The 24,151-nt window shown below is 34.2% G+C and carries 22 protein-coding genes and 1 pseudogene; 3 read left to right on the forward strand and 20 right to left on the reverse strand.

What is annotated here, in order from left to right; all coding sequences use genetic code 11:
• Nucleotides 1-12: 12 nt before the first annotated feature.
• The 14 genes and pseudogenes from ACLBWW_RS13980 to ACLBWW_RS14045 all read right to left on the reverse strand — a co-directional run bounded on the left by ACLBWW_RS13980 (nucleotide 13) and on the right by ACLBWW_RS14045 (nucleotide 9,769).
• Entirely contained in the window at nucleotides 13-486 is a 474-nt protein-coding gene (locus ACLBWW_RS13980) for a tetratricopeptide repeat protein (protein WP_116443014.1), read from the reverse strand.
• Between the two features lie 137 nt (nucleotides 487-623).
• On the reverse strand, nucleotides 624-1,313 hold the full coding sequence (locus ACLBWW_RS13985; RefSeq protein ID WP_098047765.1) for a phosphopantothenoylcysteine decarboxylase domain-containing protein: 690 nt from the start codon (nucleotides 1,311-1,313) through the stop codon (nucleotides 624-626).
• Between the two features lie 12 nt (nucleotides 1,314-1,325).
• Entirely contained in the window at nucleotides 1,326-2,126 is an 801-nt protein-coding gene (aacC, locus tag ACLBWW_RS13990; RefSeq protein WP_131233603.1) for a BA2930 family N-acetyltransferase, read from the reverse strand.
• 322 nt (nucleotides 2,127-2,448) lie between these two features.
• Nucleotides 2,449-3,696, reverse strand: a complete 1,248-nt coding sequence (locus tag ACLBWW_RS13995; RefSeq protein WP_098079257.1) for a glutathionylspermidine synthase family protein — start codon at nucleotides 3,694-3,696, stop codon at nucleotides 2,449-2,451.
• A 20-nt stretch (nucleotides 3,697-3,716) separates the two neighbouring features.
• Nucleotides 3,717-4,328 carry a hypothetical protein gene (locus ACLBWW_RS14000; RefSeq protein ID WP_447614087.1) on the reverse strand — a complete coding sequence of 204 codons (612 nt, stop codon included), beginning with the start codon at nucleotides 4,326-4,328 and terminating at the stop codon, nucleotides 3,717-3,719.
• 112 nt (nucleotides 4,329-4,440) lie between these two features.
• Nucleotides 4,441-4,842: a GNAT family N-acetyltransferase gene (locus tag ACLBWW_RS14005; RefSeq protein WP_048547884.1), complete on the reverse strand. Its 402-nt coding sequence runs from the start codon at nucleotides 4,840-4,842 to the stop codon at nucleotides 4,441-4,443.
• A gap of 56 nt (nucleotides 4,843-4,898) precedes the next feature.
• A complete protein-coding gene (locus ACLBWW_RS14010; RefSeq protein ID WP_048547552.1) occupies nucleotides 4,899-5,837 on the reverse strand; it encodes a DMT family transporter in 939 nt (312 codons plus the stop codon).
• 69 nt (nucleotides 5,838-5,906) lie between these two features.
• Nucleotides 5,907-6,428: a DinB family protein gene (locus ACLBWW_RS14015; protein ID WP_048547553.1), complete on the reverse strand. Its 522-nt coding sequence runs from the start codon at nucleotides 6,426-6,428 to the stop codon at nucleotides 5,907-5,909.
• Between the two features lie 15 nt (nucleotides 6,429-6,443).
• Nucleotides 6,444-6,944, reverse strand: coding sequence for a GNAT family N-acetyltransferase (locus ACLBWW_RS14020; RefSeq protein WP_048547554.1), 501 nt, complete (start codon nucleotides 6,942-6,944; stop codon nucleotides 6,444-6,446).
• Nucleotides 6,945-6,978: 34 nt separating this feature from the next.
• On the reverse strand, nucleotides 6,979-7,524 hold the full coding sequence (locus ACLBWW_RS14025) for a GNAT family N-acetyltransferase (RefSeq protein WP_048547556.1): 546 nt from the start codon (nucleotides 7,522-7,524) through the stop codon (nucleotides 6,979-6,981).
• 15 nt (nucleotides 7,525-7,539) lie between these two features.
• Nucleotides 7,540-8,241, reverse strand: a complete 702-nt coding sequence (locus tag ACLBWW_RS14030; RefSeq protein ID WP_048547557.1) for a nucleotidyltransferase domain-containing protein — start codon at nucleotides 8,239-8,241, stop codon at nucleotides 7,540-7,542.
• Between the two features lie 16 nt (nucleotides 8,242-8,257).
• Nucleotides 8,258-8,941 carry a DNA alkylation repair protein gene (locus ACLBWW_RS14035; RefSeq protein WP_048547560.1) on the reverse strand — a complete coding sequence of 228 codons (684 nt, stop codon included), beginning with the start codon at nucleotides 8,939-8,941 and terminating at the stop codon, nucleotides 8,258-8,260.
• A 241-nt stretch (nucleotides 8,942-9,182) separates the two neighbouring features.
• Nucleotides 9,183-9,368, reverse strand: a pseudogene (locus tag ACLBWW_RS14040) (cysteine synthase family protein); the annotation flags it as partial.
• An 11-nt stretch (nucleotides 9,369-9,379) separates the two neighbouring features.
• On the reverse strand, nucleotides 9,380-9,769 hold the full coding sequence (locus ACLBWW_RS14045; protein ID WP_447614088.1) for a VOC family protein: 390 nt from the start codon (nucleotides 9,767-9,769) through the stop codon (nucleotides 9,380-9,382).
• A 566-nt stretch (nucleotides 9,770-10,335) separates the two neighbouring features.
• Between ACLBWW_RS14045 and ACLBWW_RS14050 the strand changes: the two genes are divergently transcribed.
• From ACLBWW_RS14050 to ACLBWW_RS14060, 3 genes are all read left to right on the forward strand, one after another.
• Entirely contained in the window at nucleotides 10,336-11,163 is an 828-nt protein-coding gene (locus tag ACLBWW_RS14050) for a peptidoglycan-N-acetylglucosamine deacetylase (protein ID WP_447614089.1), read from the forward strand.
• A gap of 184 nt (nucleotides 11,164-11,347) precedes the next feature.
• Nucleotides 11,348-12,010 (forward strand): DUF3841 domain-containing protein, encoded by a 663-nt coding sequence (locus ACLBWW_RS14055; RefSeq protein WP_048547565.1) that lies wholly within the window; start codon nucleotides 11,348-11,350, stop codon nucleotides 12,008-12,010.
• Between the two features lie 112 nt (nucleotides 12,011-12,122).
• Nucleotides 12,123-12,791 (forward strand): TerC family protein, encoded by a 669-nt coding sequence (locus ACLBWW_RS14060; RefSeq protein WP_048547566.1) that lies wholly within the window; start codon nucleotides 12,123-12,125, stop codon nucleotides 12,789-12,791.
• Nucleotides 12,792-12,859: 68 nt separating this feature from the next.
• Here ACLBWW_RS14060 and ACLBWW_RS14065 read toward each other — a convergent pair whose 3' ends face one another.
• The 6 genes from ACLBWW_RS14065 to aroA all read right to left on the reverse strand — a co-directional run bounded on the left by ACLBWW_RS14065 (nucleotide 12,860) and on the right by aroA (nucleotide 24,151).
• Nucleotides 12,860-14,833, reverse strand: a complete 1,974-nt coding sequence (locus tag ACLBWW_RS14065; RefSeq protein WP_048547568.1) for an LTA synthase family protein — start codon at nucleotides 14,831-14,833, stop codon at nucleotides 12,860-12,862.
• Nucleotides 14,834-15,361: 528 nt separating this feature from the next.
• Nucleotides 15,362-16,987: an ABC-F family ATP-binding cassette domain-containing protein gene (locus ACLBWW_RS14070; RefSeq protein WP_048547569.1), complete on the reverse strand. Its 1,626-nt coding sequence runs from the start codon at nucleotides 16,985-16,987 to the stop codon at nucleotides 15,362-15,364.
• 382 nt (nucleotides 16,988-17,369) lie between these two features.
• On the reverse strand, nucleotides 17,370-20,486 hold the full coding sequence (locus ACLBWW_RS14075; RefSeq protein WP_048547571.1) for an MMPL family transporter: 3,117 nt from the start codon (nucleotides 20,484-20,486) through the stop codon (nucleotides 17,370-17,372).
• A 244-nt stretch (nucleotides 20,487-20,730) separates the two neighbouring features.
• The gene (locus tag ACLBWW_RS14080; protein ID WP_048547573.1) at nucleotides 20,731-21,297 is read right to left on the reverse strand and encodes a TetR/AcrR family transcriptional regulator; all 567 of its coding nucleotides are present in this window, start codon (nucleotides 21,295-21,297) and stop codon (nucleotides 20,731-20,733) included.
• A gap of 268 nt (nucleotides 21,298-21,565) precedes the next feature.
• The gene (locus tag ACLBWW_RS14085) at nucleotides 21,566-22,726 is read right to left on the reverse strand and encodes a GNAT family N-acetyltransferase (RefSeq protein ID WP_048547575.1); all 1,161 of its coding nucleotides are present in this window, start codon (nucleotides 22,724-22,726) and stop codon (nucleotides 21,566-21,568) included.
• Nucleotides 22,727-22,861: 135 nt separating this feature from the next.
• Entirely contained in the window at nucleotides 22,862-24,151 is a 1,290-nt protein-coding gene (aroA, locus tag ACLBWW_RS14090; RefSeq protein ID WP_048547577.1) for a 3-phosphoshikimate 1-carboxyvinyltransferase, read from the reverse strand.

A 24,151-nucleotide genomic window follows, 5' to 3' on the forward strand; every position in this document is an offset into this window, starting at 1 on the left:
ACGTTCACCCTCTTATTTAAAAACCTCATCTAAATGGTCTTTATAAAATGAAATAGCACGCTCAAACTCTTTTACTTCCTCAACTTTTACGACTGTTTCAAGTAATAATTTCATCGCGGATTCATGATCATTTACGTTATATTTTGCTAATGATAAAAATACTTTCATTGGATCGTTCTCTGGAAATTTCTTCACCCCAGCTTCTAATACTGCAATCGCCTTTTCATACTCCCCTATACAACGATATGTACTCCCTAAACCAATATAAGCACCACAAAGTGATTCACCATCAAGTCCATTTGCGATTGCCTGTTCATAATACGGCATAGCCTCTGTTTCAAGCCCCATTACATCATGTATCCAGGCGCATTGATACAGTACTTCTGCATCCTTCGTAAAATTTGTTAATCCTATAAGTATCTCTTTGGACTGCGCATATTTCTTTTCATTTCTTAACTTAATAGCTTGCTTTAATAAATGTTCCATAGAATTCACTCCTCACCAATTATTTTATGTATCCATCTTAAATGGTTAACATTTGTGTAAAAGTAAAATTCCCATAAATTAAAGTTTCGCTTACCTATATATACTATGCGGATTCACTCTTATCCAAATACTTAAAATTATAAAGCAGTAATGTGATTACATAGTACTTCTAACCTTTTGACAATTTCTTTCGCCGTTTCATCTTTCCCATTACATAACTTCCCTTTACCGTCCTGTCCAATTACGTAGTGCACCGCTCCGCGTGAATATAAAGAATGTGGTGAATTTGCAATCATTACATTTGCCTTAGATTCTTTCATTCTATTTTTCGCTCTTTCAAACAATTCTTCTTCATTTACATCACTTTCAAGTTTAAAGCCAACGAGTACGGTTTCTGGATCCCACTCTTTTATTTGCTTTAATACTTTTGGAGCCTTTTGAAAATGAATAATTGGCGCTATATCACTTGAAATTTTCCCTTTCATATCAAGAACATTACCATCTTGATCACAAATTTTGTCTACAACCCAATCTGATCCAGCCGCTGCCATAATGACCGCATCGACTTTTTCATGTGTAATTATACTTTTCATTTTATCTTGTAAATCAACAATTCCTTCAAACGGGTGTAATTCTAATTGATTGTTTACATCGTTCGGTTTCTCAGCGAAATAACCGTGTAAATATATAACATGTGCTCCTTTACTTATAAATTCTTCCGCGATTATTCTACCAATTGTTCCTTTTGCCATATTCGTATGACCACGCACTTGGTCCCATTTTTCTAAACAACCACCACTCGTAATTAATACCTTTTTCCCCTTCATTGTAACCATCCCTTACTGATTTTTCTTACGAAACCATTCTGTTCCAAAGTCAACGATATCTCGTTGCTTCATAAGACGGCACGTTGCATTTCCTATTTTTCCATTTGTTACAGTTCCTTTTCGCTCAAACTCTACACCGATTTCTACAAACTTATCAGAATCGTAATCCATATCAACAAACTCTTTCCATACTCTTGCACCATTCTCTATAATTGGTGCCCCTACTTTTATTAACTCACATGCACCAGTACGTACTTCAGATAAATGTACAGACGTATTGGAATCATATCCAACACCAATTAATAATATGTATCCGTCTAAATCGTATATTTTTCTTAATGGAGATTCCTCTCCTAAACTCATTGATAGCGACTGATTCATCGTTATTTCTTCTGCATGTTTTCCCCATGCAGCAAAACTTCCTAATGGATGGTTGCTACGTACTACATTCGGATATGTACGAAAACATTCAACTACTTTTCCCATTGCCCTTGTTGGTGTTATATGTGGCTCAAAAGCCGGGACGTTATCTCGAATAATTTGCCACCATTCTTCAGGTACAGGTGGTCTTGACCAATGTTTCGGATCAGATAAATCCGAAGATTGAGTTGGCATAATAATTGTTCCCTCTTCCGTAATCACTTTCATTAACGCCTCTACTACCGCAACGGCTCCGCCAGATACCCAGCCAATAGAACTGAGCGAAGAATGCACAATAACCGTCATTCCTTTTTCTAACCCTAATTCTCTTAAATCATTTGTAATTGTTTTGATTGTATTTGGCAATTGTGTACTTGCCACTATGTCATTCATTTTCACGATTGTTCCCCCATTTTTTTAAAACTAATACATACATATATTATCATATTTTTCTTAATTTTTAACTTAATCATTTCTGTCACTAGAAAAAAGGGTATATATTCACATGCATAATAATTAAGTGACTATATATTGATCTCAAATAACAAAAGCAGATAAATAAAAAAACTTTCTTCTCTTTTCTACTATTTGAACTAATTTGCTTAATTGCATACGTTTTTTCAGTATGTAGCAAAATAATAGTGATACGTTAAAACAATACAAACACTATATAAACGAAAGAGCCCATCACAACTGATAAGCTCTTCCGTTTCATTTACCCTTCAATTGTAACCCCTGTAAACATCGATAAGTTTCCCGTTATTTTCTCGCCTACACGTAAAAATAACCCTGCGGCTCTCCCGCTAATACAGTGTGAACCAATTAATAGTTTACCAGTATACGGACCATCCCATGTGTCAATTGTATAGTCAGGCATTTCTATGTATTGCTGATATATTTTCCGTTGTTCAAAGTAATACTCTGTTTTATCTTCAGCTAATAGTTCATCATTTTCGTATATAGATACCCCTCCGCCTTCACGGCCATATAAAGGTTTAGAAACATATGATTCATTTCTTTCTATAAACGGTTTATTTGTAAAATATGTTGGTAAGAAGTAGTTCTGAATGATTTCTCGATCTTCTTTCTCAAAGAAAACTCCTTCTTCGAACAGTTGCCAAATTAATGCGAGTACACTTTTATTTTGCATAAGAAAAGCAGCAGGTGGATTAATAATTTTCACTCTTCCTTGCGCTATATGATCTAAAAACTGGAGTCCAATTCTTTTCCCATTTTTATCGGTATCTGAAACTAAATATTCAATTGGATATAGTCTATATAAATAATGAATTCGTTCACCATTTGGCGTATATATACCATCATCTGCAACAACGATATCTTGTATACCTATATAATCCGTTGGTTGATCTAAACAATAGCTTCTTAAAAATTGAACTGTTTGATGATCTTCATCGTGCCAATCATAACTAGTAAAATATATCGTCTCTATAGGACTGATATTATAGTCATGTTTAATTTGTTCCCACGCCTGCACAATATGCTCTTCTATATGGTTCGGGTGGTTCACATCATGATAACGGCACAACACTTCATTTGCGACTGATGGCTCTAAATAACCTGTTGGTGTATCACAATTTACTTCTATTAACTTTATATCTTCACCATTTACGATAAAGTCAAACCTTGTAAAATATGAAAACAAACCAGTATGTTCCATTCTCGCAATTTCCCACGTTTCAGCAGGAAATCCTAGTGTTTGAAAATCTTCTGTCGTATTGACAATATATTGATACGTTTTATATAACACATACATAACTTCCTCTGTCACTTTTGAAATAGCAGTATAAGTTTTTACTGGCATACGATACATACCTGTTGCCATATATTGATTCCATTCTTCATTTTCTAATAGACTCGGCCATGTAAAACCATTCCGACCAGCCTCTTCCGCAAGTGAAAACCATACTTTCATATACTCTTTCTGCTCTTTTTCTGTATACATGATCCTATTATCCTTTCGTATTATGATCCGGCTGGCGCTTTTGCGTTTCCAATTCCACTTGAACCAGAATTCACTTTCGGCGTTTGAGTCGTAGATGATTTCGGCGTATTTGTATCTGGCGTCACTTTATTTGAAGAATTGGGCTGTTGTTTGTTTAAATCTACTTTATTGGAAGAATTATTGTTGTTACTGTTAGTTTCGCCGTAATACCCTCCACCACCACTGCCACCAGTTCTACTTTGGTCTTTTTCACGATATGGAATAATATTATTTGCATACGGTTTCTTCATTATATTTGGTTTTGCTGTATAATTCATATTTGAAGTTCTGCTTGCTAATAAATATCCTGCTACGAATGGAAGTATCGGTAAATGTGAATTTTCATGATACGATGAAAATGATGGATTCATTTCTTTACATAACTCATCATTTTCTACATTTTCATTAGTAGGCGTTTTATCATTACAATTTAAAGTTTCTTGTTCATTTCCTTGTTTTCCACCATCTGTTTTAACAGCAGTACTTTCTTGTTGAGCAGTATCTTCTTCATAATCGCCACATCCAGTTAATAAAAAAGATGATACCCCTATTGAAGTAGCAATTTTTATAAATTTACTTTTATCCATTCTCATGTGTTATACACCTAATTTCTTTTATCTATATTTTTCCAGATACCTTTATTATATAATGTAAATCTTACTTTTTTCAAACTATACCTTAGATGTACATTTGCATATTTTTATACTATTTTTCCATGTAACAATGAAACCTTTCAATCCCCGGATATTTTTCTCCTAAACTTTTAACTTGAAAACCAATTTTTTTATAAAATTCTACTGCCTCATCATCTGTCTCAGCCTGAAGATACGTCAATTGATGCATTCTTGATACTTCCTTTATCATTTGCAACGCAATTCCTTTATGACGATATTGCGGGACGACTGCTATGTGGCATACTCTCGCTTTATTTGCTCCGATTATTTCAATACCTATACAAGCCTCTTCTTCATATCTGTACAAAGTCCCTTTATTACTCTCATAATATAAAACTGCTTTCTTTAAGCTAATTTCACTTGGCCCGACTGCATACTGTAACACATTTAAAATTGGATTTTTCTCAATTTGTTCCACGCGTTGCAAATTCATTTCTACATCCCTTTCCATGAAAAAAGATTAGCTCTTTCTATAAAGAGCTAATCTCATTACGCCGTTATTTTTTCTTCTTTTTTCACAACGACCGCTACATAACTATGTAGTATCATTCCGACAATAACAAGACTCATTCCGATCCAAGATAAAGATAACGGAATTGGCGCAGATAGTAAGATAAGCTCTCCTACTAGCGCAAATAAAACTTCACCGGACTGTGTTGCTTCTACTGTTGCTAGTTTTTGTGGATCATCTTTTACAAGATCTGTCGCAAAGAAGAATAGTACTGTCGCGATTAAACCAGAACTAACTGCTACAATAAAACATTGGAAAACTTGGCTACTTGACGGTAATCCGCCTGTTGATACTTCATAACCAGATAGTAAAAACCAAAATGGTAAACTTGCTAATGTCATACCGAGAACTCGCTGGAATACGTCTAATTCACCTTTACAAACTTGCATCATTTTTCGATTTCCAAGAGGATACGCAAACGCTGCAATGAGTACAGGAACTACACATAAAACGGTTTCTCGAATTCCTAATGAAGAAGCATGTTCTACTTGCATGAGTACAACACCGCATAAAATAACCCCAGACATAACTAATTCCTTCATTGGAAGTTTTTTATGTAATGGATCTACTGCAAAAAATGGTGTTAACAAAATTCCTGCGACAATCGTAATTTGCCAAGTTGATGCAACAAGCCAACCAGGTCCAAAAGATCCGGCAAAACTAAGTGGTGCATAGAAAAGACCAAATCCAACGATACTCCATACTAACCATTCTTTCGGATTATTTTTCATATATTGAAAGAGTTGCTTTAAGTTCCCTCTATACATGACAATAAGTAAAAGCATCGGAACCATAAAGTAGTAACGTAATGAAGCACTCCAAATCCAGCTTCCACCTTCTAAGTCCATCGCCCGGTTTAAAACGAAGGTAAAGGCAAAGAAAAATGATGCCAATATCCCTACTGCAATAGCTTTCATTATAAAACCCCTTGTTTAGTTTCTTCTTATACTATACAACAAATTAAATATAATTAAAATTCGAAATCTTTATCTCGCATCTATTCTAGCTCTATATAGTTTTCTTAACTGACTAATATGAGCTTGATGGTACCGATTATGATCGGCTATATGCCATATTCCCCACCTTATAGTCGCAGTTTCTCCCTTCTCATAAAAAACTTCCCTAGTTAAATCATTTTCTGTTAGTTTCATACACTCCTCATAAAACATATGTTGCACCTCTTCATAATCTTGCATTAATTGTTGTAACGTCTGTTTTTTTAAACTTGGCAGTTCTCCTACTTCATTTAACATAGGTCCGTATTTATTTTCAAGCACGAGTGGAACTGCTTCTCCTTTTAAGCGATACACCCAATGTAAATCAACAACTGCTAAATGTTGAAGTAGTTGCCCGATGCTATTTTCATTATTTTCTGATCCTTTAAAAGACAATTCCTTCTTATCAATACCTTCTACCAACTTTTGCAATCGTTTATATGTATCTGTAACCATCGCATACAAAATTGCCACTTGCGGGTTCATATTTTTTTCTAAATGGAGATCTTTCATACTAAACTCCCTCTATTAAAAGAACAACACCATATGTTCATCATCACTATACACACCATTCATCTTTATAGCTCTCTTTTCAATCCCATAAGTTTTAAAGCCCATTGATTCATACAATTTTTTTGCTGGTTCGTTTGTATATACAACACCTAAGTTCAATTGTTCTAAGCTCATTTCTCTTGCTCTTTCAATTGCCTTACGTATTAACTCACGTGCAAGACCACTTCTTCGATTGCTTGCATCTACATACATCGCAACGATATGACCTTTATGTTTATACGCCTCTTTCTCTTCTGTTAGTAAAGTAACCACTCCAACTAATTGATTCTTTTCATTAAAAGCACCGAATGTACAGCTAGTAGTAGCTGTTAAATTATTTTCCACTCGCTTAATAGGATTTTCTTGACGAATCGCCTCTTCATAAGTTGTTACAAATGCCTCTGGATTTACTTGTAATGCCTGTAAACGTAACTCCCAATATTGTTTTGCATCTTCTTTCGTAAGTAATCGAATCATATTTCTCCAGCCCCTTTAAGTTAACATAATATTTTTATAAACTACTATTTATAGATTCATATTCTTCTCTTAACATACTATAACGATAACGATGAATGAACTTTCCTTGACGTAATCGATCATTTCTCATTAATCCTTCACAAACAAAACCAGCCTTTTCATAACTCTTTCTAGCTTGAAAATTATCTTCATCTACACGTAGCCAAACTTTTTCTAATTCAAATTCAAAGAATGCTAGGTGTAACATACTATATAGGGCTGCTATTCCATATCCTTTACCCCAGTATTCTTTATTACCAATTGCGATTCCCAGTTCTGCATTTTTATTTGTTTTATCAAAGTTTTTAAGATCTACCCACCCAATATGTATGCCGTTTTCTGTAGTGATAGCTCTTTGTTCATAACCATTTTTTCGATTTATACATGCTTCAATCCACTTTTTCGTATCTTCACGAGTGAACGGTGGATATTGATCCGGTACAACTAAATGATTTGTCACTTCTTTATCTAATGACCATTGATATCGTTCTTCTATATCATCTAGTGTCAGTTCTCTTAATTGAACGATTGGTACATTCATTATGCCATCCCCTTTTTATTTTCCTATAGAAAACCCTTCGAATATTCTTCCTCCATACTGTTCTAGCGTTTTTTCTACAAAAGTAATTAAGTTTCTTTTCTCACCCGTTGTATAAAAATGATCGAACGCCTCTACAAATTGATCTGCGTACTGTTCATCATATTTTCTAAGTACCCTTATAAACCATTTTGAACTTCCAAGCCATTTCCCATTTACTCTTAATATATATTCATGTAATAAATCAGCTAATAAATTTGCGATAAACAATTCTTCTTCTCTTTTTGATGCACCAATAAAATCGTCCAAAGTATCCGTAATAAAATACCGTTTTTGCTTCATCATTTCTTCAGTCCATATAGCTGGCCCTTTATTTAGTAAATCATTCGCTTCTCTTTTTAATTTCTCAACAATTTCATTTTCTCCTTTTAATACAATCCCCTCTGAAACTAATTGTGGTAACGAAGGTCTCCCTCGGTCACAATCCATTTTAAAAAAGGTTTTACACGTTTCAAAATTATGTACAAACACTTCAACAGGCCATCCATTACTATAGAAAGATTCTCTATAACAAGACGGTAAATTTTGATCAACTATAACAATGTCCAGATCAGATGTTTTTGTCGCTTCTCCTCTTACAACGCTTCCTCCCAGTAAAGCTACATCACAATTCGGAAATTGTGATGTAATTATGCGTTGTGCTGCTTCCATTGGTTTCATAACCGTTCCCCTTTTCTTATTTCACTTTCTTTTTTTTAGCTCTTTCTCTCGCCTTTTGTATATACGGTTCTGCTTCTGGTGTTTTGCATGACGTTGCCCCGTGATCAACTTGTACTTTCCCAATTTCACGTGCAATTTCAATCGCTTTTCTCTCTAAGTCTTCATTACGAATTCCTATCGCGATTAAAGCACTATTCATCGCTTCTTTTTTTCTATTTTTTTCATTATGTATATTTGCTTTAATCTCTTCTAGATACGGAGTGAAGAATTCATCATGTAACGTTTTATTTTTAATCGCTATATTTGCTAATAGAGACCATCCTGCTCTTCCAATCCATTCATCATCGGACTTTGTCCATTCTTCCATTCTTTCTATCGCGATTGGCGACGTACAAATAGCCGTCATCAAAACGTCCATTAAACAATAATAATCAACTTCCTGTACCCATTTGTTTAGCTGTTCTGTCGTAACTTTCTTTGGTTCTAAAATCATTGTTGCTAAAGTCATTGCATCCATATTTTTTGTTTTCCATAATGAAATTGCTAAATCATGATCTTTTTTTATCTTCTTTTTTAACAATTTTAAATTGGCAAAACTAACTCCGAATAGTGGCTCTTTCGCTCCGTGGTTTTTATACGTTTTACGATTTTGTCCTGTTCCATATTCCTCTAGTTGCCGCATTACTTCTTCAAGTAACATATGCCCACCTCTTTATCTTTTATGTTGACTTCATATATGCATGTACGATATATTCTACATTACTTTTTGGTTTTCCTATATTTATTTTTTAAAATACGGTATGTGAAATTTTAAAGTTGCTACAGATAACTAAAACAACCACGAAAAGCCTGTACATTTTACATATACAGGTTTTCATTTCATCAATTTCCCAAATTATAAGAAATAGAATATGAAAGAACTTTTATTTATTCGATTTTCTCTATATTTGTTGTAAGCTCTTTACATCTGACCACTCTTCTATAGACACTGCGTCCAGAAAAACTGTAACTACATTAAAATTCGTACCTTTTTCTTTTCCAATTTGTTTAGCAGCTAATAAATTCGCTGCCGCAGACGTTCCTATTTTCATACCTGTTTCATTATAAAAACGTGCCATTTCATACAAAAAGAGCTTCTTTATTCAAATGCGTTCATAAGCACAATTCTCCAACTATCTGGATCCTCTATTGTGGCCCCTTTCTCTATCCAATACGGATTTTCTGGTTCTACCTCATGATAGCCCATATTACTTAATCGATTCACTATTTTTTCAATTTCATCTTTATTAGGCATATAAAAAACTAGTAAATTATCTTTTGTCGGCGCCGGACATGGACTTCCATTAACATGCGTTGTAAACTCCAAATGATACTTGGCATCCGGTACTCCAAACATAACTCCATCATATCCTTCATGATTGTGAAATTCTCCTATACGCTTTAATCCTAACCCCGTCTCATAAAAACTTATAACTTCTTCAAATTTATCTGTTGGTCTTGCCATTCTAAATTGAACCCAATTCTTCATGCAAATCTCCTCCTTTTCATTTTCCAAAGCTTTATAGTAATTATTATAAGTTACATATATTTCCTTTCAAATCCCTCATTAGTGTGAGAACTACCTAAGTTGAAAGACCTATTAGTTTATAAATAGTAGGTCTTTAGTATTAAATTCATATAAAAGTAGTTATATAAATATTGAGATGAAATAAATAGTTCTTCCGATAATATCAAATGTTCCCCAGACCAAAATTTAATTTTTTTCTATACCAATATTTTAATAGAAAACAAAAATATTCGAATCAATAATTGGAATGAAAATGAAATGCTACGAAAGTATGATTAGTCCCTTTTCATTTTGATATCGATTCCCCTAAAAACCACCTACATCATTATTAGAAGAACCAAATTTGATTCTTGAAAATTTTCATAATAAACATTAAAATCACCCTGTTTTTTCAAGACTGCAATTGATACAAAATCTTGCATATTTTTGAACAAACTTTTTTGCACTTGTAAAAAAGTTTTTTTGCAATTACCTCCCTATAATTGCTAATATAGTAGAGTAGAACTTTTATAGAGAGAAGGAAAATTATGCACAATGGAATTCGAATGACAACTTTAGTAAAAAGGGCTATGTTGATTTGCGCGGGGGTATTATTTACATACGAAGCGGCTTTAGGATCAGCACATATTGCTCTAGCAAGTACAGAGGATGAAGCAAAATCTGTTCAACTTGTAAGTGAAATTCAATCATCTCTTGCACCGAAAGAAGCTCCAAAACAATATAACGGGAAAGTTAGAAAAGTCGCTTATTTAACATTTGATGATGGTCCTGGAAAATACACAGCCGAGCTTTTAGATATGTTAAAGAGAGAAAATGCAAAAGCAACATTTTTCCTAATTGGTTCAAACGTAAAAGCACTCCCTGATCTTGTAAAACGTGAAGATGCTGAAGGCCACTACGTTGGGATGCACAGTATGACTCATAACTACAAGAAACTTTACACAGAAGGTCATTACGTAGATGAAATGAAGGAAGATCAAGGCTTAATCGCTGGTGTTCTAGGCAAATCACCAGTATTAACTCGTCCATCTTACGGCTCAATGCCAGGATTAAACGAAGCTCTTCGCAACAAAGTTGTCGAAAACGGATTAAAAGTTTGGGATTGGACAATTGACTCTTTAGACTGGACATACAGTAAAATGCCTGTTGATGCTGCATCAGCTAAAATTGTGCAAAACGTTGTAAATGGAGCTAACAAGCCAACAGAAGTTATTCTTATGCATGACATTCATCCACAATCGGTTAAAGCAGTACCTGGAATTATTAAAGGGTTGAAAGAAAAAGGATATGAATTAGAAAGTTATAGTGAGAACGAACACTTCCCATTAAACTTCTGGCATGATAACCGTATGTAATGAAAAAGACTTGATTTCCTCTAGTAGGTTATTGAGTCTTTTTTTATCGCATTGGGTATTACTTCTCGTATATTCAATTCAACTCCCTCCTTCCCTTATATCCATAGAAATTAAGAATCACATTAATTTAACTTAAAAACATGTCATGTTATACTATAGGCTAGTTTAAATGAGTAGGTGTCACATGATAGTATATACAGTTCAAACTGAAGCAGCATGGAAACAATTTAAAAAACTTGGTTATTTAGAAGGAAGTAAAGAAAACATCGATCCCGATTTTATATATTCATACGATTGGATGGTACGTGTAGCTAAAAAAAGATTACTCTACTATGAAGGTAACTATCCTATTTGGGTCTGGGAAGCAAATAATTATCCAGATCGAAATGCTAAAGCCTGGGGTAGAGAAAATTCAAAAATGGTAATTTTAACACTTGATGTGCCGAATGAATGGGTACTATGGAGTGATATTAGTTACTGGTGTTGTGCCATGACTGCTAGCTCTATGTATTTTCATCAAACAAATAAACGAACATTAGAAGACTGGTTTACTTTTATGGATGAAGAGTACAGATTAATATTCGACTTCGACTATTTATTATCTCATCCTGATTGGTATAAAGGTAAAGAGGCTTCATTAGAAAAACAAGGTGTTATCGGCAAAATCCCCCTTTCCTTTGTAAAAAAAGTCAGACGTTTTCGTGCTAAGGGAGATAAATCTATTAATGAAATCAGAAGTGATAACTGGCATAATAGAAAAGAAAATCGTATCAAAAAGATGAATCGAAAATTAAGAAAAAGAAACGACAAGCAAAAAAAATTGCAAAAGCGACTTATACGGAATTAAAACATATATATCAAAATACAGTAAGAAATTATGGATTGAGTATACAAATTCAATCCTATTTTTTATATTATCAACACTTTAGCACATATTACTCTTAAGGAGTGATGTGTATATGGATTTTCTTTCAACCGAATATTTGTCTGCCTTACTTGCCATCATTGTAATTGATTTAGTGTTAGCCGGTGATAATGCCATTGTAATTGGGTTAGCAGCAAGGCGATTACCGAAAGATCAGCAAAAGAAAGTTATTATTTGGGGAACTATCGGGGCAATCGCGATTAGAGCCCTCGCTACTTTAGTTGTCGTTTGGTTATTAAAAATACCAGGGCTACTTCTAATTGGTGGTGTACTCCTTATATGGATCGCTTACAAATTAATTGCTGAAGGTAAAGATCATGATATTAAGGCAGAAGAAGGATTTTGGTCTGCTATTAAAACCATTATTATAGCTGATGCATTAATGGGAATTGATAATGTTCTCGCTGTTGCAGGAGCTGCGCATGGTAATTTTTCTTTAGTAGTCATCGGACTATTAGTATCTATTCCAGTAGTAGTATGGGGCAGTACCTTAATTTTAAAATGGGTGGATAGATTCCCTGTCATCATTACGATTGGAGCAGCTGTTTTAGCTTATACTGCTGCGAAAATGATTGTAGATGAGAAATGGTTCGCTGGATTTTTCGAAAGTAATCCTTTCATAAAATGGGCATTTATCATTATTATCATTGCCGGTGTAGTATTCTTTGGAAAGATGAAACAAAAAACAAAAAACGAAAGATAATTCTATATAATGACAACGTTATATGTACAAACAAAAGCGCTACTCAAATGAGTAGCGCTCTTTAATATTTATTTCGTTTCCCCGTCTTCAGTCGTCTTTACCTTCGTTTTATTTTTATCACGATGGTTATAGTTGTACTTCGAACGATCTACTGGTGTAAAACCTTCCGGTGTGTAGAATCGTAATAAGTCTCCGTTTACGACTTGGTCAGAGTATTTTAGTGATTTTTGAACCATTTGTTCATTTTGTTTTATTTCGTCTGTTAATTCAACAGCGTTACCAGTCACTGTATCATAGTATTTGCCGTTTAGTGCAGTCACTGTTGGACTTACGTAGTTACCGTTACGGAATGGAACGACTTGTTTATGCTCTGGTGATAATAAATCTGATCCGAACTGGACATAATTTTTCGTATCTGTACCTAGTAAGTGTAATAGTGTCGGAAGAACATCAATTTCTCCGCCGTATTGATGTTGTACGCCGCCCTTCACTCCTGGAACACGAATGATTAATGGTACACGTTGCAGTTGTGCATTTTCAAATGAGTTCATTTCTTTACCCATTATTTGTGACATTGCTGCGCCATGATTATCAGAAATACCGTAATGATCACCGTACATAACGATAATTGAGTTATCGTATAAACCAGATTGTTTCAAGTAATCCAAGAATCCTTTTACAGACTCATCTAAATAACGTGCTGTTTGGAAATACGTATCTACGGAAGAGTCACCTGTTTTAGCTGGTTCAATCGTCGCTTCCTCTTTATCAATTGGATAAGGGAAATGGTTTGATAGCGTAATGAACTTCGTATAGAACGGTTGTTTCAATGTTTGTAATAATGGTATAGATTCGTTAAAGAACGGTTTATCTTTTAATCCATAGTTTACTACATCTTTTTCATTCATATCATAGTATGACGCATCAAAGAATTTATTGAAACCAAATGATTTATAAATATCATCACGGTTCCAGAACGTTTTGTAATTACCGTGGAATACAGCTGATGTGTATCCTTGTTGACCTAAAATAGCTGGTGCTGATTGATACGTGTTATGAGCTTTATTTGTAAAAACAGATCCTTGTGGTAATCCAAACATTGAGTTTTCTAACATGAACTCCGCATCAGATGTTTTACCTTGTCCTGTTTGATGGAAGAAGTTATCAAAGTATAACGTATTCGCATCTTTTGTAAATGAGTTTAAGAACGGTGTAACTTCTTGCCCATTTAATTTATAATCAATTAAAAAGTTTTGGAATGATTCTAAATGAATATAAATTACGTTCATTCCTTTTCCTTTACCAAAGTACTCAGGATTTGGACTTGCATATGTTGATGCAAGATAATTTCTAACTTCTGTCATATTATCTCCATCAGCTAACGCTCGTTCTGTTGATGCTTTCGCACTTTGAATGCCATCATAAATCGTATAGTTGTATGCCCCTAAATATTTCACAATATAATTACGGTCAAATGTTCTTGTTAATAATTCAGGACGATCGGATTCTGCAAGACCTAAATTAATGCTGAATAATAAAATACCTGCTACAAATACTAGTGATAATTTATGTTTCGCAACACGAATTGGTTTTGGATTTGCAAATTTTGTTGCAACTAAAACGATTAAAATGATTGTATCTAAGAAATATAGTGGATCATATGCGTGTAGCAATGCAAAAATACTACCACCTAAATCTCCAAAGTTATTCGTTTGTGTTAATGTCGGGAACGTAATAAAGTCACTGAAAAAGCGATAATATACTACGTTTGCGTATAACAGTATAGACATTAACAAATTAATAACAATTAACCAAATGTAAGCACGTTTCCCCTTTGCGAATAATGCGAGCCCTAAAAATAAAACTGCTGAGCTTAACGGGTTGAAAAACAGTAAAAACTTTTGGATTGTGTTGGATATCCCTAAATTAAATTCTGTCACATATGCTGCGTATGTTTTTAACCAGAATAAAATAATGGCAAACACGAAAAATCCAAAGTGATTGCTTAACACTCGCTTACTCTTTAATAGTAATTGTTTCATCTCTCCACCTCTTTTGATCATCCAAGGCTTATTTTTTTATAAGTCTGTCTCTATTCAATTTTTTATCTTCAAATAGATTTTGTTTGTTTAACTAAATGAAGAATATTAGTAATTATAATTTGAAGCTAGTATTTATTCAACTATTTCTTTCTAGACATTTTGACCTTGGTTTCTATTTAATAAAATAAATTTGTAACATTTTCTGTTTTCTCCCAAGTCTCATCCACTAATTATGACTCCACATACTATAAACCTTTATTCACTGCTTCGCAAATAAATATGTCTCCAGTTCTGGAACATTAATGTAATATAATGAAATTCACAATAGATAGCATTTGTTTTTTTCGGTGTATATTAAATCTCTTAATGTATTTCAAGTTTATTCATACTTCAGCCATTCCTCTATATGTAACTTCAAAATGTCTTTCCTTCTCTAAAGTTATTTTTGAATAATTATTCATAATTCATAAAATCAAAGATTATAAAAAACCTCGCTCTCATAAAGAGAGCGAGGTTTTTCATCATTTATTATTGACCTTTGTACATTGCTTCTACTTGTTTTTGAAGTTCTTCATTTTCTAAGAACTCATCGTAAGTAGCCTCTTTATCGATTACACCGTTTGGCGTTACTTCGATAATGCGGTTTGCAATTGTTTGTATGAACTGATGGTCATGAGATGTGAATAACATTGTACCTTTAAATGCGATTAAACCGTTGTTTAATGCAGTGATAGACTCAAGGTCTAAGTGGTTCGTTGGATCGTCAAGTGTGATTACGTTCGCACCACTTAACATCATTTTAGATAACATACAACGAACTTTTTCGCCTCCAGATAATACAGAAACTTTCTTCTTAACTTCTTCACCTGAGAATAACATACGGCCTAAGAAACCACGTAAGAAGCTTTCTGACTCATCTTGTGGAGAGAATTGGCGTAACCAATCAACTAGGTTGGAGTCACTGTTCTCAAAGTATTTAGAGTTATCTCTTGGGAAGTAAGATTGAGATGTTGTAACGCCCCATTTGAATGAACCGCTATCTGGCTCCATTTCACCCATAAGGATTTTGAATAATGTTGTCATCGCAATATCGTTACGACCGATAAATGCAACTTTATCACCTTTATTTAAAGTAAAGTACACATTATCTAACACTTTTTCACCATCAATTGTTTTAGAAAGACCTTCAACAGTTAATAAGTCATTTCCTATTTCACGCTCAGGTGTAAAGCCAACAAATGGGTAACGACGTGACGATGGTCTAATATCATCTAATGTAATTTTATCTAATAATTTTTTACGAGAAGTTGCTTGTTTCGCTTTAGATGCGTTTGAGCTAAAGCGTGCAATGAAGTTTTGTAACTCTTTTACTTTCTCTTCTTTTTTCTTATTAGCATCTTGTGTTAATTTTAAAGCTAATTGGCTTGACTCATACCAGAAGTCATAGTTACCAACATAAAGTTGAATTTTACCGAAATCAAGATCAGCCATGTGCGTACAAACTTTATTTAAGAAGTGACGGTCATGGGATACAACGATTACTGTATTTTCAAAGTTCATTAAGAAGTTTTCTAACCATTGAATCGCTTTTAAGTCCAAGTGGTTGGTAGGCTCATCTAGTAATAGAATGTCAGGTTTACCGAATAATGCTTGAGCAAGTAATACTTTTACTTTCTCTGCCCCAGTTAATTCTGACAATTTCTTATCATGAACATCTTCACCAATACCTAAACCTTTAAGAAGGATTGCAGCTTCTGATTCTGCTTCCCAACCGTTTAGCTCAGCGAACTCACCTTCAAGTTCAGCAGCACGCATACCATCTTCATCACTAAAGTCTTCTTTCATGTAAATGGCATTTTTCTCTTGCATTACTTTGTAAAGTTGCGTGTGACCCATAATTACTGTTTCTAATACTGGGAACTCTTCATATTCGAAGTGGTTCTGTTTTAATACTGCTAGACGCTCACCTGGCGTAATATGTATATCACCTGTTGATTGTTCAATTTCTCCAGATAAAATCTTTAGAAATGTTGATTTACCCGCACCGTTTGCTCCGATTAAACCGTAGCAGTTACCTGGCGTGAATTTTATGTTAACATCTTCAAATAATTTGCGATCCGCGAAACGCAAACTAACGTTACTTACTGTAATCATTTGTGTCCTCCTACTAATACCGCTTATTTCAGCGTTTTCTCACCGATTGTCTTAAAAAATCGCATATTACGACTCAATTATTGTAGACTATAGCTATTATATAGTAGAAGATGGATGAATAGCAACGGTTGATTGCTATTCATCCATCTTCTACCTTGAATAAAATGTTTGTTTTTCACGAAACAATATTATATAGAAGCAAATTTCACAATTTAAAGAGGAGTTATTTTGAACAAAATATTTATAATTGGAGCATAATGTTTATCGCTCACTTCCTATACAAATAAATGGCGAAATGAAAGATGAAAAGTTTGCAAAATATAAAGACGTGATGGAAAAGTTTATTAAATAAGAAGAATCCCCTTTTAAAAGGGGATTCTTCTTATTTTCTTTTACTTAATTTCTTCGTATAATTCTTCATTTTACTCGTTAATCCTATTAAAGCAGGTAGTAATATTGGCATCACAATGATAGCTAGTAGTAACAGTGCAACACCAACAACAGATGCTACTTGTATAAGCGTCAATACACCTGAAGGGATTAATGCAGCAAATGTACCAACTAGAATCAGTGCCGCTGATAATACGACTCCCCCTATGTGACGAGATGCATTTACAATTTTCGTCGCTGGGTCCCCTTCTAACTCATTGTATCTCATCATTACAAAAATACTATAATCCACTCCTAAAGCGACAATCATTATGAAACTAAAGAATGGAACATTCCAGCTTAATGAATCTACATGTAAAACATGCGTACTAATTTGTTCACTTATGCCAAGTGATGCAAAATAAGCTAATATTAAAGATCCAATAATAAAGATTGTATTTAAAAATGACCGTGTAATAACGATTAATACAATCGCAATTCCAATTAACATAATTGTAGCTGTACGTAAGAAATCTTGGCCTGTTACTTCTTTTAAATCAACGTTTCTAGCTGTTGTGCCGCCGATTGCTTTTTTCACCGATTTTAATTCTGTACCATTTAACGTACCGTCTATCGTTTTATTAATTTCTTCAATGATTGGCATCGCTTCTTTTGAATACGGATTTACGTCTAAAATGATTGTCATTTTAGCAGTCTTTCTATCATGTGACATGTACGTATTCAATGCTTTTTGGAAATCTTCTCCCTCTAAAATTTCTTTTGGGATATAAAATTTCTCAGAGCTTTTTGATTCATTTAGTTCTCCTAAATATTTTTGAGCATCTCCTAGGCCGTTACTTACCTTTTCAAGCCCTTCTGTACTTTTAGATAATCCTGATTGTAATTGCCCCATCTGTTCTTGCAAGTCTTTCAGCCCGGTTAATAGCTGACCTTGCCCGTCGTTTATTTTTGTTAATCCGGTTTGTAACTCAGATGACTTGTTCGCAATTTGTTTTGAACCTGTAGCACCTTCATTTAATCCATTTTTAAGATCAGCTGCTCCTTTTTGTAACTTAGTAACTCCATCGCTCATGCCTTTTAAGCCGTTATCCACTTTCGATAACGCTTGATTCGCTTCTTTAAATGAACCCATTGCCGCTTTATGTTGCGTTGCTAATTTATTTAATTCATTTGAAAGCTCACCTAATTGCTTTTGAGCCTCTTTAGCGATCCCTATCGTTTGCAGTATGTTCGGATCATTTGCTAATTCTGGTTTCGTTTGAATGAAATTCGTCATTAACATTTCAATTTGTTCATAGCCTTTTTTCGCACCATCAATCGCTTGAGAAATACTTCCGAAGTATTGATCGTAGGAACTTAAACCTTTTTCTAACTGCGAATAACCAGCATGAAGTTGTGAAGTTGCATTAGATAATACACTAATATTTTCATTTACTGAAGTTAACCCACTCTCAATTTGCTGCGCACCTTGTGCTCCGTCATTTATGCCATTTGAAAGTTGATCTAAAGCTGTTCCTAATGCTGTTACACCACTTTTCGCTTCCGTTGTTCCATCAATTAATTTTTGAACGTTTGCAAGACTATTTGAATCTTTACTACCCATTTTATCTTTCGCAGTAGTTAATCCATCATTAATTTCCTTTATACCACCATTGGCATCTCCTAATCCTGTATTTAGTTCTCCCGCTTGTTTATTTATATATAGTTCTTTTATCCTTTCACCGGTTGGACGCGTCGGTGAATATACTTCTGAAACACCTTTCACTTTCAAAATCTTATCAGTTAGTTCGTCTAAAGTTTGAAGCGAACTCGCCTCATCTAACTTGTTATCTGATTGAATGACTAACGTACTTGGTGAAGAAAAACCTGGTGGAAAATGCTCTTCTATTACGTTAATCCCCATTTTCGACTCATATTTATTATCTACTTCAAATAAATCATTGTAATTTAGTGTGTTAGAGTATTTCATTACGAAAGGAATCGATATCACAAATACAATGATTAAAGCGACAAATGGTCTTGCTACTGAGTTTTTCGCAAGAAATCCCCATAATCGACTATCCTCATGACCTTTAAATGTTTTAACTGGATAAAACATTCCTTTTCCTAAAAGCACCATGAAAAATGGATTTAACGTAGTTAATACGAGTAATAATACTGCGACACCAATTGCTACTGCTGAAGTAGATTGATATAATTTAAAACTCGCTAAAGCAAGAGATGCAAAGCCGATTAGTACTGCTATCCCGCTATATAAAACGGTTTTCCCTGCTGATTTAAACGTTTCTTTCGTAGCCAAAAATGCATTTTCTTGTTTACTTAATTCTTCTTTAAATCTTGTATATAATAAAATGTTATAGTCTGTTCCAACTCCAAACAGGACAACAACTACAAACACTTGTGTAAAGTTAGAAAACGGAAAATTAAATTGATCTACTAGATGGGCAATAATCCCCATTGAAACTAAATATGATACACCCACTGTAAGAAGAGATACAATTGGAACAATTGGTGAACGAAATACAATGATTAATACAACTAGAATGAAAATGATAGAAATAGCTTCTGTCTTCTTCACTCCCTCTTGAGAGGAAGTAAGAAAATCACCCGCTATTAAATCACTTCCTGTTAAGTACGTTTTTACCCCTTTCGTTTGCACTTTTTTATGAAGCTCATTTGCAACTTTTGATATTTCACCATTTTTTTTATCTACAGAGATTTGCGTTAAAATGGTCGTATTGTCTTTAGATATCAATTGTTTTTCCAAATCTTTATTATCTAAATGTGAAACAACTTCCTTAATTCCTAATTGCTCTTTTTCATTTTGTAAAGCATGGATTGTTTTTACGATTTCCTCTTTTTGCTCAGTTGTTAAAGCTGTTTTACTTCCACTATTAAAAACAGCTATAATTTCATACTTTTCAGTCCCGCCTTTATCCATCTCTTTTATCATCTTGTCAGCAATACTACTTTGTTCTGTATTAGGAATCGTAATGCGCCCTTTTTCTTTCACTAATTTATCCATATTAGGCATCGTTATGATCATTGTAATAGTAATAACTATCCATAATAGAAAAGATAAACTTCTCCAATTTTTCAGCTTACTCATTTTAATCATCTCCCGTTTTGAAAATTTAAAGGGAATGAATATTCATTCCTATCCTTTTAAAAATACTTTTTTCGGAATGAACGTTCATTCCTATCATTCTATTACATTATTTTTTAAATTCTATTAAACTACCTTTTCCGGAATGAATGTTCATTCCTATTGTTACACAAATATCCTCTCCTACTCTGATGTTTTAAATATATTCAGGAATGAATATTCATTCCTATACTTATTAGCTATAGAATCAAATGATTCTAATAGCGTTCCAAGAACTTTCTTCCAATTCTTTTACTAATTCTTTTGAGTATTCTAATTGCCCTGTTGCAATTACCTTCGTTAGTTTTTCTAGCGGTTGATATACAATAATAATTAAAGCAACTGGAGGCAATGGACGAAGAAAACCTTTTGCGATTCCTTCTTCAATAATATTCATAAAGAAGCCTATAAAATCGTCAAATATTTTCTTACTCTGTTCGTCAAGAAAATAACTATCGCAGTGAGAATTTGTAAATAAAAAAGCGTCCACATTGTTTCTCGCAAATTCAAATAAACGGTTGTACGTATGACTAAACTGTTCACGGATATTTGCTTCAACAGGAAAATCCGTTTTTATCATTTCAGAAAGCTCTAACATACTTTTTGAAAATAATGAGTTAACAAGCGCCTCTTTATTTTCAAAGTAGCGATAAATAGTACCCGCACCGACCTTTGCTTTTTCAGCGATCATTGGAATTGTCGTACCATCGTAACCACGCTCTGCGAAAAGTTGCATCGCAGCATCAAAAATATCCTCTTGTTTGTTTTTAGCCATTTTTTTCCACCTCTATTTTCAGGAATGAAAATTCATTCCGTTTTTAATTATAAATTACAGGGAATAAAAGTCAAGTGCGTGACAAAGTATGGTTGCGTTTTAGTGAAAAAATTATATCAACGATTATTAGAATATATCAGCGATTCTCAGGATATATCGGCGCATCTCCAATTATATCAGCGATTTTCAAAATATATCGACTTACCGACAAAAACCGACAACCAAAGAGAAAGCTGTCCCAAAATTTGATTTTGGACAGCCCTATTTTTTAAAAGAAATCATAAATAAATGCTTCTCGTACCGGAACTATATCCTCAAACGCTCGTATTTCCTCTTCACTTCCGCTAATGAATTCTAATTCCTTCAGTTGTAACGGACGTTTATAGCCAAACATTATTGTAGATAATGCGTTTATATCTAGCTTAATTCCTTTATCTATTGTTTCCTCTTTCATAATTGTTATTTCATGATTTGCAAGCCTCACCGATACGTTATTCCACGGTGCAAATGAATCGGTAATATGTAAAATTAGTTCTTGCTGTGCATTGTTCCAATTCAACTCATATTTTTTTAAGAACTGCTCCACATCTACAATTCTGCCCATAAAATATGGCTTTATTTCTGCTTTCACGCGTGGCTCTTTTAGTGTATATAATAACGGTTCATTTTCACTTACTGTCATTTCAAGTTCTTTAATCATAGAATCATGCTGGCAAATAAAGTTCCACAGACCATTTCGCGCTTCATTATGCAGTGGAACAAATTCCTCTACTGTCATTTTGTTTTTTTCAATTTTATATAACATGTAGCCAGCTGCCGTTTTATTTTTATCGGAATAAATCGCTAATGTTAAATCATCATAAACAGCTTGTAACCACCATTTTTCATCGCGAACTAGCATACCGGAAAAACGTTCTGCAAATGTTTCATAAATCTTTTCGACCTCTTCTGGGTGATTTTCTTTATTGAAACGTTTTACAGTACCATTTACTTGTTTTTTCATAACTAAATCACTCTTTGTCATATGACATACAAAGAGATTCGCACAAAGTTCCCAGCCGTATTTACGGTAAAATGAAACAGCAAATGGATGTAGCATTGATACTGTATATCCGTCATTTTTCATCGTTTGAAGTGAGTGTTGAAGCAATTCTTTTACATACCCGCTTCTTCTATACTCTGGATACGTCGCTACCCCTGCAACGCCTCCCATTTTAAATTTTTCTTTGCCTATGTATATATGAAACGGAATAAGATGCAGTTTTGCTGCTAAATCTTTCCCTTCCATAATACCGTATATTTCATGACTTTCTTTCATCTTTGTAAGTTGTTGTTGCAATCTTTCCTCATCAACTTTATATTGAAAAGCGTATTCCGATAAGCGTAATGCTTCGCTAAATCTATCTTCTTTTAATCGTATAACGTTCATATATTTCTCCTCCATTCCTTGTTTGAATTGTACCATAATTCTCAATATTCCAGTGCGGTGAATGAAATTATATGAACTTAACGACACGAATTCAATATAAAAAGCAGATACATCCCGTATCTGCTTTTTATCATTTTATTTGGCTAACTTTTGAAGTTCTTCGAAGAATGTAGGATATGATACGCCTACTGCTTCTGCGTCTTCAATTGTTGTTTTTCCTTCTGCTAGACAGCCGGCAATTGCAAGCATCATTCCGATGCGGTGATCACCGTAACTATTTACTGTATTGCCTTTTAATGCTGATTTCCCGTAAATAATCATCCCGTCATCAGTTGCTTCTATGCGTGCTCCTAGTTTCGTTAACTCCGCAACGACTGTATCGATACGGTTCGTTTCTTTTACTTTTAATTCGTGAGCATCTTTAATTACTGTAATTCCTTCTGCTTGCGTTGCCGCTAAGGCGATAACAGGAATTTCATCGATTAATCTTGGAATAATATCTCCGCCAATTTCAATTCCTTTTAATGAAGATGTTTCGATCGTAACGTTTGCTGCTGGTTCTGATGATCCTTCGTTAATTGGCTCTACAGTGAACGTAGCACCCATTTTCTCTAAAATATCAATAATACCTGTACGAGTTGGGTTCATCCCTACATTTTGTAATACTAGTTTACTATTTGGAATAATTGCGCCTGCTACTAAGAAAAATGCTGCTGATGATACGTCACCTGGTACTTGAACGTCTGTCGCTGTTAACTTCTGTCCACCTGCAAGTTTCACTGTTTTTCCCTCGCGAGTTACGTTAACACCAAATGCTTCAAGCATTCTTTCCGTATGATCACGTGAAATATGTGGTTCTGTAACAGCTGTTACACCTTCTGCACGAAGACCTGCAAGTAAAATAGCTGACTTTACTTGCGCACTCGCTACAGGTGAAGTGTATTCAATTGCTTTTAAATCTCCACCACGTATTGTTAACGGTGTAAACGTCCCTTCTTCACGGCCATCAATGTTTGCACCCATTTGTTTTAATGGATTTGTAACACGTTTCATCGGTCTTTTTGCGATAGATGCATCACCTTGTACGCAAGAGAAAAATGGTGTATTTGCCAAAATTCCAGACATTAAACGTATTGTTGTACCAGAATTACCAACATCTAATACAGCTTTCGGTTCTTGTAAGCCTTCTAATCCTTTACCAACTACAGTGACTTCATCACCGTTTTGCACGATTTCTACTCCCATTTCTTTAAAGCAAGAAATTGTACTTAAACAGTCTGCACCGGGCAAGAAACCTTTAATTGTTGTTTTTCCTTCTGCAATTGCGCCGAACATGACAGCGCGGTGTGAAATGGATTTATCTCCTGGAATTGTAATAATACCATTTAATCCGTTATTAACAGGTTCTATTGTTCTTTCCTTCAT

Source organism: Bacillus sp. M5A3_1b (assembly GCF_053345335.1).

What these genes read in the sequence shown, in the direction of transcription:
- ACLBWW_RS13980 (WP_116443014.1), bottom strand. Translation starts at nt 486, where the DNA reads ATGGAACATTTATTAAAGCAAGCTATTAAGTTAAGAAATGAAAAGAAA.
- ACLBWW_RS13985 (WP_098047765.1), bottom strand. Translation starts at nt 1,313, where the DNA reads ATGAAGGGGAAAAAGGTATTAATTACGAGTGGTGGTTGTTTAGAAAAA.
- aacC (WP_131233603.1), bottom strand. Translation starts at nt 2,126, where the DNA reads ATGAATGACATAGTGGCAAGTACACAATTGCCAAATACAATCAAAACA.
- ACLBWW_RS13995 (WP_098079257.1), bottom strand. Translation starts at nt 3,696, where the DNA reads ATGTATACAGAAAAAGAGCAGAAAGAGTATATGAAAGTATGGTTTTCA.
- ACLBWW_RS14000 (WP_447614087.1), bottom strand. Translation starts at nt 4,328, where the DNA reads ATGAGAATGGATAAAAGTAAATTTATAAAAATTGCTACTTCAATAGGG.
- ACLBWW_RS14005 (WP_048547884.1), bottom strand. Translation starts at nt 4,842, where the DNA reads ATGAATTTGCAACGCGTGGAACAAATTGAGAAAAATCCAATTTTAAAT.
- ACLBWW_RS14010 (WP_048547552.1), bottom strand. Translation starts at nt 5,837, where the DNA reads ATGAAAGCTATTGCAGTAGGGATATTGGCATCATTTTTCTTTGCCTTT.
- ACLBWW_RS14015 (WP_048547553.1), bottom strand. Translation starts at nt 6,428, where the DNA reads ATGAAAGATCTCCATTTAGAAAAAAATATGAACCCGCAAGTGGCAATT.
- ACLBWW_RS14020 (WP_048547554.1), bottom strand. Translation starts at nt 6,944, where the DNA reads ATGATTCGATTACTTACGAAAGAAGATGCAAAACAATATTGGGAGTTA.
- ACLBWW_RS14025 (WP_048547556.1), bottom strand. Translation starts at nt 7,524, where the DNA reads ATGAATGTACCAATCGTTCAATTAAGAGAACTGACACTAGATGATATA.
- ACLBWW_RS14030 (WP_048547557.1), bottom strand. Translation starts at nt 8,241, where the DNA reads ATGAAACCAATGGAAGCAGCACAACGCATAATTACATCACAATTTCCG.
- ACLBWW_RS14035 (WP_048547560.1), bottom strand. Translation starts at nt 8,941, where the DNA reads ATGTTACTTGAAGAAGTAATGCGGCAACTAGAGGAATATGGAACAGGA.
- ACLBWW_RS14045 (WP_447614088.1), bottom strand. Translation starts at nt 9,769, where the DNA reads ATGAAGAATTGGGTTCAATTTAGAATGGCAAGACCAACAGATAAATTT.
- ACLBWW_RS14050 (WP_447614089.1), top strand. Translation starts at nt 10,336, where the DNA reads ATGCACAATGGAATTCGAATGACAACTTTAGTAAAAAGGGCTATGTTG.
- ACLBWW_RS14055 (WP_048547565.1), top strand. Translation starts at nt 11,348, where the DNA reads ATGATAGTATATACAGTTCAAACTGAAGCAGCATGGAAACAATTTAAA.
- ACLBWW_RS14060 (WP_048547566.1), top strand. Translation starts at nt 12,123, where the DNA reads ATGGATTTTCTTTCAACCGAATATTTGTCTGCCTTACTTGCCATCATT.
- ACLBWW_RS14065 (WP_048547568.1), bottom strand. Translation starts at nt 14,833, where the DNA reads ATGAAACAATTACTATTAAAGAGTAAGCGAGTGTTAAGCAATCACTTT.
- ACLBWW_RS14070 (WP_048547569.1), bottom strand. Translation starts at nt 16,987, where the DNA reads ATGATTACAGTAAGTAACGTTAGTTTGCGTTTCGCGGATCGCAAATTA.
- ACLBWW_RS14075 (WP_048547571.1), bottom strand. Translation starts at nt 20,486, where the DNA reads ATGAGTAAGCTGAAAAATTGGAGAAGTTTATCTTTTCTATTATGGATA.
- ACLBWW_RS14080 (WP_048547573.1), bottom strand. Translation starts at nt 21,297, where the DNA reads ATGGCTAAAAACAAACAAGAGGATATTTTTGATGCTGCGATGCAACTT.
- ACLBWW_RS14085 (WP_048547575.1), bottom strand. Translation starts at nt 22,726, where the DNA reads ATGAACGTTATACGATTAAAAGAAGATAGATTTAGCGAAGCATTACGC.
- aroA (WP_048547577.1), bottom strand. Translation starts at nt 24,151, where the DNA reads ATGAAGGAAAGAACAATAGAACCTGTTAATAACGGATTAAATGGTATT.